The following is a 16,287-nucleotide window of genomic DNA, read 5'->3' as shown; positions in this document are numbered from 1 at the left end:
GACAATGCTGCTCTTTCTATACTAATATTTTGTTAAAGTTATTTCGCAGTAACATTGATGATCATATCGATTTCATCTTTCACAATTACATCTTTTGCCGCTGAAGCATAAGCGATATCAAATTTCTGACGGTCAAAACTGAATTTATCTGAAACGATATTCAACACTCCGTTTTTCAAAGAAATTTTCGCTGGGAAAGCCACAGGATTTGTCTTATTTTTTGCGGTAAGATTACCGTAAATCATATAAGGAAATGCTTTGTTACTGTTCTTTTTTACGGACGTAATTTTGTAAGTCGCCACCGGGAACTTGTCGGTTTCGAAAAAGTCTCCGGTTTTTAAATGGTTGTTTAATTTGGTTTGGTATTCGCCGGATAAATCGGTTGCATTAATGCTGTTCATATCCAAAGAGAAAGTACCTCCAACGATATTGTTTCCTTTCATCACGACATCTCCTGATTTCAAATTAACGACTCCGTTGTGCGATGAAGCTTCTGTTTTCGCTAATTTATACCCCCACCATTCAATATTTGAATCAGTTACTTTTTTGGTTTGCCCAAACATCATTCCTCCAGCTAATAGTGCTGCTAATACTAAATTTTTCATTCTTATTATTTAAATTTGAACTGCAAAAGTATCTAAAATTTCAGTAACAAAGTATTGATGTAGGATAAGAAAACTTTATTGAGCCTTAACAGTAACATTTATCTCGACCTCATTGCTGATCAGCATGTCCTCGAAAATATTGTATTTTAATCCGTAATTTTTTCTGTTAAAGGTAAATTGAGCAGAAGTCAAAGTATAAACAGCATTGCTTTGAAAAACCTTTACCGGAAAAGAAATATTTTTAGAAATTCCTTTGACTGTCAATGGTCCCGCCACCTGATAATTGTATCCATTGCTGTTAATTTTCTTTACAGATTTGATCTGAAAGGACGCTGTTGGAAATTTATTCGTGTCGAAAAAATCATCGCTTTTCAAATGATTCTCCAGCATTTTTTTCATTTTGGGATCTTCATTCATATCTGCGGCATCGATGGTTTTCATATCCATCACAAAACTGCCTCCCGCCAAATCATTCCCTTTAAAAATCAGATTTCCCTCTTTTAAGTTGACTGTTCCAAAATGAGAAAGCGATTCTGTTTTTAAGGTTTTGTACGCTTTCCAGCGAATCTCAGATGATAGAATTGTTTTGGATTGAGAAAATACCATCAGTGAAAACAAACCGAATATGAAAGGTGCTAACTTCTTCATTAACATAGTATTCATCTTAATCAAAATTATTTTAAAAATTAAAAAACTTCGCTTTTCGGCGAAGTTTTAAGGATGCTATAAGAATTAAGATTTTTCAGAGAAAGCGGCGTATAATGCTGCTCCGTTGATAATTGTTTTTTCATCTTTTACTAAATAAATCGGAATATCTTTTAGGATATTTTCCATTTTATCACTGATGATGAAATTTTTATAAAACTTTTTATTATTAAGGAATTGTTCCAGCATTACGGGAATCTCTCCACTCAGGAATAATCCACCGGTTGCTTTCATTTTGAGAACCAAACTGTTGGCTTCACGGGCGAGAAACACCAAAAATGTTTCTATCGTCATGGTACAGATCCGGTCTTTTTTCTCAATCGCTCCATGAATAATGGCTTGAGTGAAATTACCGGCCTCGATTTCCTTGCTCAGCCAGTCGGGCTGCACCTGCCGCTTAACGTCTCTCAGGAAACGATAAACATTAAATAAACCTCCTGTGGAAAGCACAGATTCCCAACTTACGATACCGTATATTTTTTGTAAAAAAGAGTAAAACTCTACTTCGTCATTCGTTCTGGGTGAGAATTCGCAGTGGCCGCCTTCGGTCGCAAATGGCCTTAGAAATTGGCCGTCCCAAAACAGAGCTGCCTCACCTAAACCATCACCGGGCGCCAACAGCACCGCATTGCCCGGCGTAAAATTTGCCGTATCATGGATTTTAACGAAATCCTCTTCTGCTACATGTTCTAACCCGTAAGCGGAGGCTTCTAAATCATTGATCAAATAAACTTCACTGATGGCTGTGTTTTTTTTAATTTCGGCGGCATCTAATTTCCAGGGTAACCTTTGCGGCTGGCTTTTACCGCCAATGACCGGACCGGGTACTGCAACTGCAATTTTTGCAATATTTTCCAAAGAATTTTCATTGATAAATCCCATCACCATTTCAGAAAAAGAACTGAATTCTTTTGTAGAATACGATTTTTCCATTTTCAGAAATATGCGTCTGTTTTCAGTGGCATAAAGGCCGATAACCGTTTTTTGATCTCTGAGATCAACTGCGATCAAAGAGATATTATCGTTCGTTTCTGAAGAAATTCCGGGTAAAAAAAGATTGAATTTATTTTTAGTTTCCATGTTATAATGTTATTAACCAAAGATAATAATTGTTTTTAAAACAGCACTTAAAAAATAAAAAAACCTCCTTTGTTGCCAAAGAAGGTCTAAAAATTTATACGGTGATTATTTACCCAACGGGATGTTATAACCCACTCCTACACCGATTGCACCAGCGTTGTATTTCTGATCTCCGATTTCTCCTTTACTTCCGGTAAATGTTTTTTGATACTGAAGAGAGAAGTTCCAGTCCTGATTATGGTAACCGATTTCTGGTTTGATGTAGAAGCCACCATCTGGTCGATCGGGCGATCCTACATTAGAAGCAACTTTGTCATCACCAACGATGAAGCCGTAACCAAGATCAGTTCCAAGATAGAAACCCATTTGTTTTGGATAGAATCTGATCAAAGCTGCAACAGGAATTACCCCGAAGTCATTGTTATCAATATCAACACCATTTACGGTATTATTTCTACCAAAGAAGTGGCTGTACCCCGTCGCGATACCTAAACCGAAGCCAGGAGTTATCAGATTCTGGTAAGAAACATCTACACCTACAGTTCCGCCAGCATTTTCTGCAGGAACAGCTATACCACCGTTGATCCCTACTTTCAGCATGTTTGTCATATCAGCACTTTGTGCACTCATTAATCCCGCTGTCATTAATCCTAATGCAAAGATTGATTTCTTCATTGATTTCATAATTTTAAATTTTAAATTCTACAAAGATAGACTTGTCAAAATCATGCCAAAATTGATAATATTGTGTTAAAATTGAAATCCAAAAATGCCAGCCAACTGACTATCAACACCATAATTTTGTTTTAAATTCAAACAGCCATTTAGATTTATTAACGACTATTTGTATTTTAAGTGGCACATTACAAAATGGCACAAAAAAAAGAGCTGATTCACCATCAACTCCTCTTTTATAAAGCAATTATTTTTTACAGATTTTCTAAAGCCTGCTGCATATCAGCGTAACCTCCGCCATTGTAAACCTCCGTTACATTCTGAGATTTAAAAAACTCCATGGCTTTGCCGCTTCTGTTTCCGCTTCTGCAGAAAAATATTTTCGGACCGTTTAGCTGTTCTACTTGATCTTTCCGATCCTGGATTTCTCCCAAAGGAATATTCAGGGCAGACTCTATCTCGCCATCCATTTCAAGTTCCATTGGTTCCCGGACATCTATTAAATGGTAATTTCCTGCTTTTAAAATTTCTTCTATTGACATATTTTGTTTTTTACTGGTTGTAAAGATTTAAGACACAAATTTATAAAATATTGTTAGTTTTGCAAGGAAATCTATGTTACAAAGTCCAGAAAATTATTCGAATCTTATCAAAGCCAAAGCAAAAAAGTTTGGTTTTCAAAATTGTGGGATTTCACGGGCTGATTTTTTAGAAGAAGATGCTAAACCATTTGAAAGTTGGCTGAACAAAAATTACCACGGGCAAATGGCTTACATGGAAAACTATTTCGACAAACGACTGGATCCGCGGTTGCTGGTTGAGGGTTCAAAATCGGTAATTTCTCTTTCATACAACTATTTCCCGGAAGAAGATCTGTTTGGAATTGATCAGTTGAAGATTTCTAAGTATGCTTATGGTGAGGATTATCATGAGATTATCAAAGAAATTCTACGCGAAATGGTTGCTGAACTTCAAGATGAAATCGGTGATTTCCAATGCCGGATTTTCACAGATTCTGCGCCTATTTTAGAAAGAAGCTGGGCGAGAAAATCCGGAATTGGCTGGGTGGGAAAAAATGCCAACCTCATCACCAAACAGACGGGTTCTTTTTATTTTTTAGCGGAAATCATTTGCGATCTGGAACTTCAGGAAGATTTTGCGACGAAAGATCACTGCGGTTCCTGTAGAAAATGCATCGATGCCTGCCCAACAGATGCGATCGTTTCTGATAAAGTGATCGATGGAAGCAAATGCATTTCTTATGCGACCATCGAATTGAAAAACGAAATCCCCGAAAGTTTTAAAAATAAAATGGAAGACTGGATGTTTGGTTGCGACATCTGCCAGGACGTTTGCCCATGGAACCGATTTTCAAAACCTCATCACCAGGAAAAATTTAAGCCTAGTCCTTTGCTTGCCACTTTAGAGAAAACGGAATGGCAGGAACTCTCTCAAGAATTATTTTCAGAACTATTTCGAAAATCACCCGTAAAAAGAACGAAATTTGCTGGGCTAAAAAGAAATATAGAATTTCTGACTGCTTCTGAGATTCCTGATTTTCAAAAAAAATAATATTCACTTTTATATAAATAAAATCTACATTGAAAAAAACGCTCCAAATTATCCTCAAATGTTTAGCCGGAATTGTTGGTTTAGTCCTCATCTACGTTATTCTTGCCTTAACAATTCCTCTGATTCCGGTTCAGAAAAAAGCGACGGCCGGAAAGGCAGAAATCCCTGTTTATCTTTACACCAACGGCGTTCATACTGACATCGTGCTTCCCATTAAAAACGAGCAGATTGACTGGAGCAAAAAAATATTATTTGAAAATACGGCTTCTAAAATCACCGATTTTAATTATGTGGGAATTGGCTGGGGCGATAAGGGCTTCTATCTGGACACGCCAACCTGGGCAGAACTGAAAGTTTCTACGGCCTTTCATGCGGCTTTTTGGTTGGGCGATTCGGCGATGCACTGCACCTTTTATAAAACGATGAAAGAAGGTAATGACTGTAAAAAAATAATGCTTACTGAATCTGAATATGCAGATTTAATTCATTTTGTAGATTCTAAATTTGATAAAAATGCGGCGGGACAGAATATTTTAATTCCGACAAAAGCAGTTTATGGAAATAATGATTCATTTTATGAAGCCAAAGGAAGCTACAGTTTCCTCTACACCTGTAATACCTGGACGAATGACGCTTTAAAAGCAGCCGGACAAAAAGCGGCACTTTGGACACCGACAGATTTCGGGATTTTTCAGCACTACAAATAGCCTTGATTCCCACCTTAAATACTCTATAAAGACGTCAACAGAAGTTTGGTGAAACTGGCCGAATCTCAGAAAAGAGAGGAAATCTCCGGAGAACACCTGAGTAAACAGCAATAAAAAAGTTCCCGGTTAAAGGAACTTTAAAAAAAGAAAATCAATTAAATTTAATCTTTTGTTTCTAAACTGAAGACGAGATCCAGCTCATCTTTCACATAGACCATACCGCCCATTTTCTTTGGTGGCACAATCTTAAAGTCCGAAAATCTCAATCTTTTATTTCCAACTAAACTGTTATTGTAGAGCGAAAATTCTATTGAATATTTTCTTGCAACGGTCATCATTTTCACTTCTACAACTGCTTCAAATTTATTGGAATTTGATTTTTTGAATTCTAAAAATCTGATGTTCAGATTTGGATAGTGATCTGACTGCAAGACTTTTCTAAAATCATTCGTCATCATTTTGTTTCGACAATCAAAATCATCTACTGATACGCTGATATTCGGGAGCTGATTTCCGGTAAAAGAATACACAGAACCGGAGTTTTTGAACCGGGGATGGCTGCATTTAAAAGTATTGACATTCGTCCAGCCATTGATTTCCAGTCCATTTTTCTGTGCAAAAGCATTTGCCGAAAAAAGGAGGATTGCGAATATGATGATTTTATTTTTCATGATTTTAGATAGAAAAAGGGGTTCATAATCACCCCTTTTTCCTGAATATTTAATAATTAGAAACCTATGGTCGCTTCAAACATAATCCCATTAAACTTACCGCCTCTCAGAGCACTTGTTGCTCCCCAAACTGCGTCATCGTTATATTTCTGATTTACATACTCTACTTTTGCAAGTACATTTTTAGTCATAAACCAGCCACCGCCTAAGTTAAACCGGTCGATTTTTCTTTCTGCTGAGACCTCATCATCTTTCCCACTGACAGAGTTGTATCTTCCACCGAAATAGAATTGCTCAGCTCCTCCAAATCTGTAAAGTAATTCTGCACCCAGTTGAGTATAAGCACCGTCTGTAGTTCTTTCCGTCAATCCACTTGCTTTATTACCTGAAACATATTCATAAACTCCGAAGAATTCTAAACCTTGATATTTGATGAATGGATTCACCTGAACCGCTTGTACTTTTTTGAATCCAGGATTGAATCTTCCAGTTGACTGGTTATTCATTCCCATTAAATCATTTTGAGTTAGAAGTACGTAATAATATCGACTTCCTGCTCTATCTGCACTGTATAAATTGCCACCAGTAGTTAAACCGTTCGTCTGGATGAATGATCCTGTCAATCTTACTCTCAAATCCTGGCTGATCTGTTTATCATAACCGATTTTCGCATAAACAGAAGGTGAATTCCAGCTGGTTCCTTTAACAGGAGTTTGGTTTAATTTTCCGTTGGAAACACCTACCATTCCTATGAAATTTTTATAAAACCCGTATGCTTCCCCAAAAGCCTCTGTTGTGAAACTATCCATAATATAATTTCCTACAAATGGATTATTGATTGCTTTTGCGTTATCCGTTCTTCTGAAGTGAGTATCCCCGTAGTTAATCTCATCCATACCAACTTTCACTCTCGCATATTTCATAATATCGGCAGCGAAACCTTCTTTAATGAAATCCAGATTATCAACTTGAATATATCCTCCTTTCACCCAAGCTTCGTTATGATGCCTTGCAGAAAGATAAGTTCTTAAATGCATTTTCAGACCTTTTGCTAAATAAGCATTCACATCTAAGTTAGCGGTAGGAAGGTTAAAATCTTTACCCATTACCTGTAATGTATTCGGCGTAGTCGTTCCGGTTACAACTCCTAAAGACGGAGCTTTTGTAGAATGATCCAGCCCTTGAAACTGTAATGCGAAATCACCACCAACTGAAACTTTTATACCATCAAAAGCGGGAGACTCCCCTTTTGGGTCTTCAAACACATTACGTGATGATTTTTCCGGAGCCAAATAGTCTCTCATTGAAGTGGAAACTTCTTGTGCACTGACAAAACTGATTCCTGTAACTAATGCTGCGAGCATCGAGGCTCTGATTACCATAGTTTTCATATTCTTAATTTTTAATTGTTATTGTTTGTTTGTTGATTTTTAGTTGGCAACAGCATTAACTGTTATTGTGATTTCATTTCCTGTTTTAACAGTATTCATCATAAATGCCGGCGGAGTAATTCCGTAATCAGTCATTTTGATACTTGTCTGGCCCCAAACGGTGTAAGAATTACCATTTTTTGTAACATTTACGGGAAAAGTAATTGTTTTGGTGACGTTGGTTACTGTCAATTTACCAGTCATTGTTCCTTTTCCCATATTTACTGAAGCCGCCGTAAAAGTGATGTTCGGATATTTATCTGCCTGAATCGCTTTATAAGCGTTAGCATCCATCGGTCCTTTTCCACTTTTCAAGGTTTTAGAACCCATTTTATAAGTAATATCCTGAATAGCATTTCCGGAAACATTTCCAGAAAAAGAACCACTGGTTGAAGTCATGCTCCATTCGTGTAAAGTAGACGTTCCAGAAACTGTAGTTTTTACGTTGCTGCTGTTAATTTTTTGGGCAGCTACTAATCCTGAAAACATTCCGAATGCGAGGATCAGTGTTTTAAAGTTTACTAAATTTTTCATTGTATCTAATTTTAAATATTTATCAGTTGGGTTTACCATCATTTTGTAGTACAAAGATATCCCAATAATTATTAGATTCATAATAAATAGCGTTTAATATAAATGACATATATCTTATTATATTAAAAAAATATCAAAACATCAATAAAAACAAATTATAATTACCCATATCACAAAATATAACCTCCTTATCTTGAAATTAAATAAAAAAAAACCGATAGTGTTAAATATTGTTAATAACCCAAATATGACGTCAGCGAAAAACTTGATAGAAATCATAATAAAATTGACGATTTATTTTAAAAAATGACTTATTTTAAGATAATCTTAAATAGAATAAAGAAAAATAGTGAGGATCATTCACCGCATTAAATCAGTTTTTTTTAAGGTCTAAACTTGGAAAGAAAGCTAGAAATATTTAATTTTGAAGAAGTTTAAATAGTATTGAAGTTCTTATACATCTGCGGAGCTCTAAGTACATGCCAGATCTTCAGTGCGGTCGAAAAACAATTTTACAAACGTGACACTGCGGGAGGAGTCGGCATACAGTCAGCATAAGGTCAGCATACAGTAGGGGATGCTATGGAGATGGGTGCAGTTTGGTTGCCTTAGAGCGTAAGTCAAAACTGGAGATTTTTTTTGCCTAGTCCCCAAGTTTTGAAACTGATCCATAAAAAACTTCAGAATGCAACTAAGAGGAGTAAAAGACAGAGCATTTTTTATCTTCAGATTGACAAAACTTTTTGCTTAGTCCCCAAGTTTTGATCATGATCCGGTAAAACTGGAGATTTTTTTTGTGTCCAGAGTAAAAAAACATAAAAAAAGCCTCTGCGAATCAATGATTGCAGAGGCTTTTGGTACCCGGTGCCGGAATCGAACCGGCACATCTTGCGATACTAGAGTTTGAGTCTAGCGCGTCTACCAATTCCGCCAACCGGGCTCTTTTTAAATTGGTGTGCAAATATAGAATTATTTTTTATTTAAGGAAAATTATTTGCGCATTTTTTTAAAATTATCGCATAAAATTTAATCCACAATAATTAACTGCCTGATTATCATAACAGCAGTTCCAGTCCGTCATAAGCAAGATGCACATTCTCCGGAAGCTCCAACTCCATTTCATCATGTAAACCCAGGTGATGAGAGATGTGGGTGAGAAACATCTTCTTCGGTTTTAACTCCTCAAAGAGTTCTAAAACCTGCGGCAATATAAAATGTGCAGGATGTAAACCTGTTTTACGAATGCAGTTCAAGATCAGATAATCCAGATTTTTTAATTTTTCTTTTTCCCCGTCCGATATAAAACTCGCATCTGTTATGTAAACCAGATCTTTTAATTTATACCCAAAAATAGAAATCTTACCGTGCGACACTTCCACAGGAATGACCTCAGTATCTAAAAGCGCAAAAGGTTTTTCAATTTCATGAAGGTTAAAAGCTGGAGCACTGGGATATCTGACATCGGCAAACGCATAGGGAAATCTTAATTTTATTTCATCACCTACCCTTTTCTGACAATAGAGGTCGATATTTTTTCCATTGCGAAAAATCAAGGGACGCAAATCATCTAATCCGATTACATGGTCATTGTGTTCATGGGTCAGCAACACTGCATCGATTTGCTCTTCTTTATTTGTAAGCATTTGCATGCGGAAATCGGGTCCGCAGTCGATGAGGATTTTCTTACCGGTCTCGGTTGTTACCAAAGCCGATGAACGAAAACGTTTGTCCTTTGGATTTGCTGAGTCGCAAACCTCACAATGGCATCCAATGACCGGAACTCCCTGCGAAGTCCCGGTTCCGAAAAATTTCAACTTCATATTTTTTGATGTTGGTTTAATTTTGGTAAATTTACAAAAAATAAGAATTGACAGTGATTCAACCGAAATTAACACCGAAACAGAAAGCATTAGCGATTAATCTGGATCAAACTATTTATGGCACTTTCGCCGAGATTGGCGCCGGCCAGGAAACAGTCCGCCATTTTTTCAGAGCAGGCGGCGCTTCCCAAACCATTGCAAAGGCAATGTCAGCTTACGACAAAGACTTCAGTGACGCTATCTATGGCAAAGAGGCCAAGAACAGATATGTTACCCAAAACCGACTCCGTAAAATGCTGCGGTATGAAGTTTCTTTAATTGAAGAGCGCGTATCCCGTGCAACCTGTCCGGGTAGAAAATTTTTCTCCTATGCCAATACCGTAACGACCATTAATTTCGATAAGACCATGAAAGGTCATGGTTGGGTCGGATTGCGTTTTCAGTGTCATGAAGCTGATGATTATAATGAAATCGTCCTTCACGTAAAGTTTAATGAAAATGATGCGACTTTACAGCAGGAAACTTTAGGAAGCTTAGGGGTGAACCTTATTTATGGCGCTTTCAATTATGCTGATAATCCGCGCAGAATGATCAACTCGCTCCTGGATGACATCTCCAAAGATAATATAGAAATCGACATGATCGATTTTAGTGGACCCGCTTTCAGCTATGTTGACAACCGACTGATGAGTTTGCAGCTGGTAAAGAATGGGATGACCGATGCGGTGATTTTCAATTCAGAGGGAAACAATATGTTGCCTGCCGATATTCTTTATAAGAAAAACATTTTTGCGGTTCGTGGGAGTTTCCGTCCGGTCACTTTGGTTAATATTGATATGTTTGAAAAAGGTCTGGAAATGTTCAAAAAAGATTGGGGCTGCAGTCAGGAAGAAACCGAAGTCTTGTTTGAAATTACCATTGCCAATTTAAGAGCTGCCGGAGATATCGACGAAAGGGATTTCCTGGACAGAGTTGATGTTTTAGGAAAACTGGGATATACCGTTATCATTTCTAACTTCTCAGAATACTACCGACTGATCGACTATTTTGCTCCTTATACCAATGGAAAAATCGGCGTAGCAATGGGAGTGAATAATATGTTAGATGTTTTTGATGAAAATTATTATGAAAATCTTTCTGGAGGCATTTTGGAAGCCTTCGGTAAATTTTTCAGAAAAGGAATGCGCGTTTATCTCTACCCTTACAAAGATCCCGAAACCCAACAGTTATTGACCGCTAATAATTTAAAGGTTAATGACAGTTTGAAAGAGCTTTACAAATATTTTAAACACAACAAAAGGATTGTTGACATACAAAATTTCAACCCAGATTATTCCGAAATATATTCCCGGATCATTCTCGATAAAATTGCAAACCACATCCCGGGATGGGAAAAAGAAGTCCCGGAAGGCGTGGCAGATTTAATTAAAGAACGCGGAATGTTCGGTTATAAAGAAGAACTAAAACTCAAAGAATTCTCTTAAAAATAAAACAATTATGTCAGAAATAAAAAAACGTCTTTCTTCAATAATAGAAAGTCCCGCGCACAACACGGAAGTTAAATTACAGAAAATCTGTCAGTTACTGGATCAGGAAATCTCCTATTTCAACTGGACCGGATTTTACTTTAAAAACGGAGACAAAGAGGAACTTATTTTAGGGCCTTACGTCGGCGCTCCCACAGATCACACCATTATTCCTTACGGAAAAGGAATTTGCGGTCAGGTTGCTCTTTCCAATGAAACCTTCGTGGTGCCGGATGTTCATGAGCAAGACAACTATTTAAGCTGTTCCATCGACACGAAAGCTGAAATCGTCGTTCCCATTATGAAAGACGGCGTGAATATCGGACAGATCGATATCGATTCCCACAAGATAAATCCTTTCACAGATGAAGACAGGGAAATGCTGGAATGGTTATGTGATGAGGTTGCAAAGATCATGTAACCAAATTTGATTTAAAACAAAAAAAGTGTGGATTTTCTATAAGTCCACACTTTTTGTTTTTACTGAAGATTTTTTTATTCCGCCAAATCTGCGATTCCTTTTTTGTCTAAACGGTAAACGGTCCATTCATCCATCGGTTTTGCCTGCAGCGATTTGTAGAAATCAATGGCGGGCGTATTCCAGTTCAGTACCGACCACTCCATTCTGCCGCAGTTTTCTGCTTTGGCGATTTTGGCAAGTTCGATAAAGAGTTTTTTACCATATCCTTTTCCACGGTATTCCGGTTCTACGAAAAGATCTTCCAAATACAAACCCGGTTTGCCAACAAAGGTGGAGAAATTGTAAAAATACAAAGCAAATCCAACCGGCTTATCATTTTCTTCAGCAATGATAACTTTTGAGAATTGGTGGGTAAAAATATTCTGCTTTAATTCTTCTGCGGAAGTGATGACTTCATCTTCCATTTTCTCATAAACTGCTAGTTTTTTAATTAAATCAAAAATAATCGGAGTATCTGCTTCCGTGGCTTTTCTAATCTGGAACATTTGCTTTTATATTTTATAAAGCCAAAGTTAAGGTTTTTGAGAGAATTTTAGAGGCCACGAATGCACGAATTTTCCTCTTAATAAAACATCTTTGTATCAGACTTCAGAATAAATTTACTGCTTTCTTAAAATTATAAGAATATATTCATAGCAATGAAAAAATAAAAATTCGTGCATTCGTGGCTAAAAATTAAATCGGGCACTAAAAAAAACCTTTGAGAAATTCTCAAAGGTTTGCTTTTATCTTATTGTCTGCTGAAAATTATATTTCAGTATCTAAATCCCAATTCTGAAGGTAATCGTGAACATGTTTCAGGAACATTCCGCCCAAAGAACCGTCTACTACACGGTGATCGTAAGAATGCGACATAAACATCAAGTTGCGGATTGCAATCACATCGCCATCTTTGGTTTCTAAAACCGCCGGTTTTTTCACAATAGCGCCGACTGCCAGAATAGCAACCTGTGGCTGTGGAATAATCGGCGTGCCCATAAGGTTTCCGAATCCTCCGACATTGGAAATGGTGTACGTTGCCCCCTGGGTATCTTCCGGTCTCAATTTTTTATTCCGTGCCCGGTGTGCCAAATCGTTGATGGCTTTTGCCAAACCGGAAAGTGACAGCTGATCTGCATTTTTAATGACCGGAACAATTAAATTTCCGTCCGGAAGTGCGGTTGCCATTCCGATATTGATGTTTTTCTTTTTGATGATTTTATCGCCGTCCACAGAGACATTGATCATCGGGAAATCCTGAATGGCTTTTACGATTGCTTTTACGAAAATCGGCATGTACGTTAATTTCTCGCCTTCGCGTTTTTCGAATAAATCTTTATGTTTCGTTCTCCATTTTACCACGTTTGTCACGTCGGTTTCAATGAAAGAAGTCACGTGCGGCGCCGTATGTTTGCTTTTCACCATCGCATCGGCGATGATTTTCCGAACCCTGTCCATTTGGATGATTTCGTCGCCTGCTCCCACTTTTAAAGGTGCAGAAAACGGAGGCGGAGTTGCGGCTACAGCAACCGGAGCTACTGCTGCTGCCTGTGGCGCTGCCGGAGCAGTTCTGTTGGAAACGAATGCTAAGATATCTTCTTTGGTAATTCTCCCTTCTAAACCGCTTCCTTTGATGGACTGCAATTCGTTGTCGGAAATTTTTTCGCTTTGTGCAATTGATTTTACGAGTGGCGATAAATACAAATCGGATCCTTCGAAACTGGTCGCTGTTTTTGAACTTTCCATCGCTTCTTCCAAACCTTTCACCACGTCGGGATCTACATTGGGTATTTCAGTTTGTACTTCGTCCGCAGATTTTGGTTCCTGTGGTTGAGCTGCGAGCCCGTCCTCCGTACCGGCAACTTCCAAAATTGCGATGGCTTCGCCAATCTTTGCAACTTCATCTTTCTGTTTCAGGATTTTAATAATTTTCCCCGAAACAGGTGTCGGAACGTCGGAATCTACTTTGTCGGTAGCAATTTCAACTACAGATTCATCTTCTTTTACAGTATCGCCTTCATTATACAACCAACTGATAATCGTTGCTTCCATAACGCCCTCTCCCATTGAGGGAAGTAGTAATTTATATTCTGCCATTTTTTATTTCGCTTTTTACAAAGATAAAAATTTTTATGGATTAGGAAATAATGAATTTTCACCTCTCTTTTTTGATTTTTTTTCAATATTTAAAAATTCAATATTTACATTTGTAGAAATATTTACCCCCATGAAAAACCTGTATATCGTTGCCCTGTTCCAGTTCAAAGAAAACAACCTGATGGACGCACTCGAATTATTAAAAAAATTAGTGATTGAAACCCGAAAAGAAGACGGCTGCCTGCAATATGATTTAGTGGAAGATCATACCAACAAAGGCTTTTTCTTTATCGTAGAACTTTGGGAAAGCGAAGAACATCACCATCAACATAACGGCACCGACCATTTAATGAACTTCAGAAATCAGTCGGCTTCCCTGTTAGAAAAATCTGCACAGGTTTATAAAGGGTACAAAACTTTTTAATAGGATGAGAAAATATTCCTTGTTACTGATATTGTTTTCTGTTTTCACTTTTTCACAAAAATATACCAAGCAGGAAATTGCCAGAATTACAGAAGGAAATACCGATACCGCTTTGCCCATTTTCCAGACCTCTGATTCTTTGCAAAATAAAGTTTTACTTGGTCAGTCGATCGATGCAGATCCAAAAAACAGATACACCATAATTTTGGTCAACCGAATGAAGTCAGCGTTAATTTCAACTGACGGCGGTGTCGGAATCGCTGCGCCACAAGTCGGAATCAACCGGAATATTATTTGGGCAAAAAGATTTGATAAAAAAGGAGCACCGTTGGAATATTTTATTAATCCAAAGATTCTGTGGTTTTCAGAAGTTTTAAATTTAGGTCCGGAAGGGGATTTATCCATCGAAGTTTTCCGGGATTATTTTTACCGAAGTCAGGTTATTCAGTTGGAGTATTTTGATTTAAATGGCAAGAAACACACTGAAATTGTGGAAGGATTTACCGCTGTAATTCTGCAGCACGAAATCGATCATCTGTCGGGAATTTTGATTTCTGATAAAATTGAGAATCAGAAAATGAAGACTTTCGAAAATGTTGAATTGTATAAAGAAATACAATAGAAAACTAAATATTTTTACCGTAAAAGAGACAAAAGATCCTAAGACTTCCAAGTAAAAGAATTTCAAAAGGTTGCAAAAAGTACGACCATCCATCTTTTGCAAACTTTTGAACAGTGATTAAAATAAAACTTTTGCGTCTTTTGCGGTTAAAAACTTAGAAGCCACTAAATAATTTCCGCTTTAAAAACTTCTCAGAATTGACAATCAGAAAATGAAGACTTTCGAAAATGTTGAATTGTATAAAGAAATACAATAGAAAACTAAATATTTTTACCGCAAAAGAGACAAAAGATCCTAAGACTTCCAAGTAAAAGAATTTCAAAAGGTTGCAAAAAGTACGACCATCCATCTTTTGCAAACTTTTGAACAGTGATTAAAATAAAACTTTTGCGTCTTTTGCGGTTAAAAACTTAGAAGCCACTAAATAATTTCCGCTTCAAAAACTTCGCAGAAATGTTTTTTAATTTTCTCTTTGACTTCATCCATTTCCTGCGGCGAAAATTCGCGTTCTAATTCTCTTTGCAGCGAAGTCACCGCTTTATCTTTGATTCCACACGGAATAATGTACTCGAAATAGCGCAGATCAGTATTTACATTCAAAGCCAAACCGTGCATGGTCACCCATTTTGAAGTCTTCACGCCCATTGCGCAAATTTTTCTTGCGTACGGTTTCCCGACATCCAGCCAAACTCCGGTTTCGCCTTCACTTCTTTCTCCTTTCAGGCCATATTCTGCAATCACTCTTATAATCACTTCCTCCAAATTCCGCATGTAAAGGAAAATGTCTGATTTAAAATTATCAAGATCCAAAATCGGATAACCAACAATTTGCCCGAAACCGTGATAAGTAATATCTCCGCCGCGGTTCGTTTTCACAAAAGTCGCATTGATTTCCTCCAGCTTTTTAGCATTCGCGAGCATATTATGTTCGTCCCCAGATTTACCGATCGTATAAACATGCGGATGCTCAACAAACAATAAATAATTCGGTGTTATATGCTGAATTTCATCGGGTTGGCCTCGGTTTTCAAGTTTTAAAGCGATGATTTCTTTCATCAGTTTTTCCTGAAATTCAAAAGCCGGTTCGTAATCCATCAAACCTAATTCCTGAAAGTGTAAAGTTCTATTCTGTGTGTCTGTCATTTTATTTTAATTTTTTGGGCAATCCCCTCGTTGCCTTTGCTGAGCGCTGTTAGGGCTTTAAGCCCTAACAGCGCTTTTCCATCGCCAACTCGGGTCGGGCTATCCGTTACAATCTTTTTTTTCAAAAAAGGATTTCCACTTCGATCCCTATTGCGGGAATCCGCTTCTTTTCAACTTTAATTTTAAGAACAAAGATTTATTTTAATATAAAGAGGA

At 37.4% G+C, this 16,287-nt stretch carries 18 protein-coding genes and 1 tRNA gene; 6 read left to right on the top strand and 13 right to left on the bottom strand.

The window, feature by feature from the left end:
• Window positions 1-38 precede the first annotated feature (38 nt).
• From NBC122_RS10445 to NBC122_RS10425, 5 genes are all read right to left on the bottom strand, one after another.
• On the bottom strand, window positions 39-605 hold the full coding sequence (locus tag NBC122_RS10445) for a YceI family protein (protein ID WP_133440314.1): 567 nt from the start codon (window positions 603-605) through the stop codon (window positions 39-41).
• Between the two features lie 75 nt (window positions 606-680).
• A complete protein-coding gene (locus NBC122_RS10440; protein WP_165983213.1) occupies window positions 681-1,253 on the bottom strand; it encodes a YceI family protein in 573 nt (190 codons plus the stop codon).
• An 84-nt stretch (window positions 1,254-1,337) separates the two neighbouring features.
• Window positions 1,338-2,390, bottom strand: coding sequence for a glucokinase (locus NBC122_RS10435; protein ID WP_133440312.1), 1,053 nt, complete (start codon window positions 2,388-2,390; stop codon window positions 1,338-1,340).
• A gap of 105 nt (window positions 2,391-2,495) precedes the next feature.
• A complete protein-coding gene (locus tag NBC122_RS10430) occupies window positions 2,496-3,074 on the bottom strand; it encodes a porin family protein (protein ID WP_133440311.1) in 579 nt (192 codons plus the stop codon).
• 245 nt (window positions 3,075-3,319) lie between these two features.
• Window positions 3,320-3,607, bottom strand: a complete 288-nt coding sequence (locus NBC122_RS10425) for a rhodanese-like domain-containing protein (protein WP_133440310.1) — start codon at window positions 3,605-3,607, stop codon at window positions 3,320-3,322.
• 73 nt (window positions 3,608-3,680) lie between these two features.
• Between NBC122_RS10425 and queG the strand changes: the two genes are divergently transcribed.
• Window positions 3,681-4,637, top strand: coding sequence for a tRNA epoxyqueuosine(34) reductase QueG (gene queG, locus NBC122_RS10420; protein WP_133440309.1), 957 nt, complete (start codon window positions 3,681-3,683; stop codon window positions 4,635-4,637).
• A 29-nt stretch (window positions 4,638-4,666) separates the two neighbouring features.
• Window positions 4,667-5,344 (top strand): TIGR02117 family protein, encoded by a 678-nt coding sequence (locus NBC122_RS10415; protein WP_133440308.1) that lies wholly within the window; start codon window positions 4,667-4,669, stop codon window positions 5,342-5,344.
• A gap of 161 nt (window positions 5,345-5,505) precedes the next feature.
• Here NBC122_RS10415 and NBC122_RS10410 read toward each other — a convergent pair whose 3' ends face one another.
• The 5 genes from NBC122_RS10410 to NBC122_RS10385 all read right to left on the bottom strand — a co-directional run bounded on the left by NBC122_RS10410 (window position 5,506) and on the right by NBC122_RS10385 (window position 9,799).
• Entirely contained in the window at window positions 5,506-6,015 is a 510-nt protein-coding gene (locus NBC122_RS10410; protein ID WP_133440307.1) for a hypothetical protein, read from the bottom strand.
• Window positions 6,016-6,071: 56 nt separating this feature from the next.
• Complete coding sequence (locus tag NBC122_RS10405) at window positions 6,072-7,406, bottom strand: hypothetical protein (protein WP_133440306.1); 1,335 nt, start codon at window positions 7,404-7,406, stop codon at window positions 6,072-6,074.
• Between the two features lie 39 nt (window positions 7,407-7,445).
• Window positions 7,446-7,979 (bottom strand): YceI family protein, encoded by a 534-nt coding sequence (locus NBC122_RS10400; RefSeq protein WP_165983212.1) that lies wholly within the window; start codon window positions 7,977-7,979, stop codon window positions 7,446-7,448.
• Between the two features lie 855 nt (window positions 7,980-8,834).
• Window positions 8,835-8,919, bottom strand: a tRNA-Leu gene (locus tag NBC122_RS10390).
• A gap of 115 nt (window positions 8,920-9,034) precedes the next feature.
• A complete protein-coding gene (locus NBC122_RS10385; RefSeq protein ID WP_133440304.1) occupies window positions 9,035-9,799 on the bottom strand; it encodes an MBL fold metallo-hydrolase in 765 nt (254 codons plus the stop codon).
• A gap of 56 nt (window positions 9,800-9,855) precedes the next feature.
• On the opposite strand from NBC122_RS10385, the gene NBC122_RS10380 reads away from it, so the two are divergent.
• Both NBC122_RS10380 and NBC122_RS10375 read left to right on the top strand, forming a co-directional pair.
• On the top strand, window positions 9,856-11,283 hold the full coding sequence (locus tag NBC122_RS10380; protein ID WP_133441106.1) for a TonB-dependent receptor: 1,428 nt from the start codon (window positions 9,856-9,858) through the stop codon (window positions 11,281-11,283).
• 13 nt (window positions 11,284-11,296) lie between these two features.
• Window positions 11,297-11,746, top strand: coding sequence for a GAF domain-containing protein (locus tag NBC122_RS10375; RefSeq protein ID WP_133440303.1), 450 nt, complete (start codon window positions 11,297-11,299; stop codon window positions 11,744-11,746).
• A 74-nt stretch (window positions 11,747-11,820) separates the two neighbouring features.
• Here the strand turns inward: NBC122_RS10375 and NBC122_RS10370 are convergent, their stop codons facing one another.
• Together NBC122_RS10370 and NBC122_RS10365 are read right to left on the bottom strand one after the other, a co-directional pair.
• A complete protein-coding gene (locus NBC122_RS10370) occupies window positions 11,821-12,291 on the bottom strand; it encodes a GNAT family N-acetyltransferase (protein ID WP_133440302.1) in 471 nt (156 codons plus the stop codon).
• Window positions 12,292-12,553: 262 nt separating this feature from the next.
• The gene (locus NBC122_RS10365) at window positions 12,554-13,882 is read right to left on the bottom strand and encodes a dihydrolipoamide acetyltransferase family protein (protein ID WP_133440301.1); all 1,329 of its coding nucleotides are present in this window, start codon (window positions 13,880-13,882) and stop codon (window positions 12,554-12,556) included.
• Window positions 13,883-14,012: 130 nt separating this feature from the next.
• Between NBC122_RS10365 and NBC122_RS10360 the strand changes: the two genes are divergently transcribed.
• Entirely contained in the window at window positions 14,013-14,306 is a 294-nt protein-coding gene (locus tag NBC122_RS10360) for a putative quinol monooxygenase (protein ID WP_133440300.1), read from the top strand.
• A 4-nt stretch (window positions 14,307-14,310) separates the two neighbouring features.
• A complete protein-coding gene (locus NBC122_RS10355) occupies window positions 14,311-14,928 on the top strand; it encodes a peptide deformylase (protein ID WP_133440299.1) in 618 nt (205 codons plus the stop codon).
• A 420-nt stretch (window positions 14,929-15,348) separates the two neighbouring features.
• Here NBC122_RS10355 and lipB read toward each other — a convergent pair whose 3' ends face one another.
• Window positions 15,349-16,071 carry a lipoyl(octanoyl) transferase LipB gene (gene lipB, locus NBC122_RS10350; protein ID WP_133440298.1) on the bottom strand — a complete coding sequence of 241 codons (723 nt, stop codon included), beginning with the start codon at window positions 16,069-16,071 and terminating at the stop codon, window positions 15,349-15,351.
• Window positions 16,072-16,287 lie beyond the last annotated feature (216 nt).

Source organism: Chryseobacterium salivictor (assembly GCF_004359195.1).
Classification (GTDB): Bacteria; Bacteroidota; Bacteroidia; order Flavobacteriales; family Weeksellaceae; genus Kaistella; species Kaistella salivictor.
The sequence above is the reverse complement of the archived record's forward strand: the minus strand, read 5'-3'. Positions and strand labels throughout refer to the sequence as shown.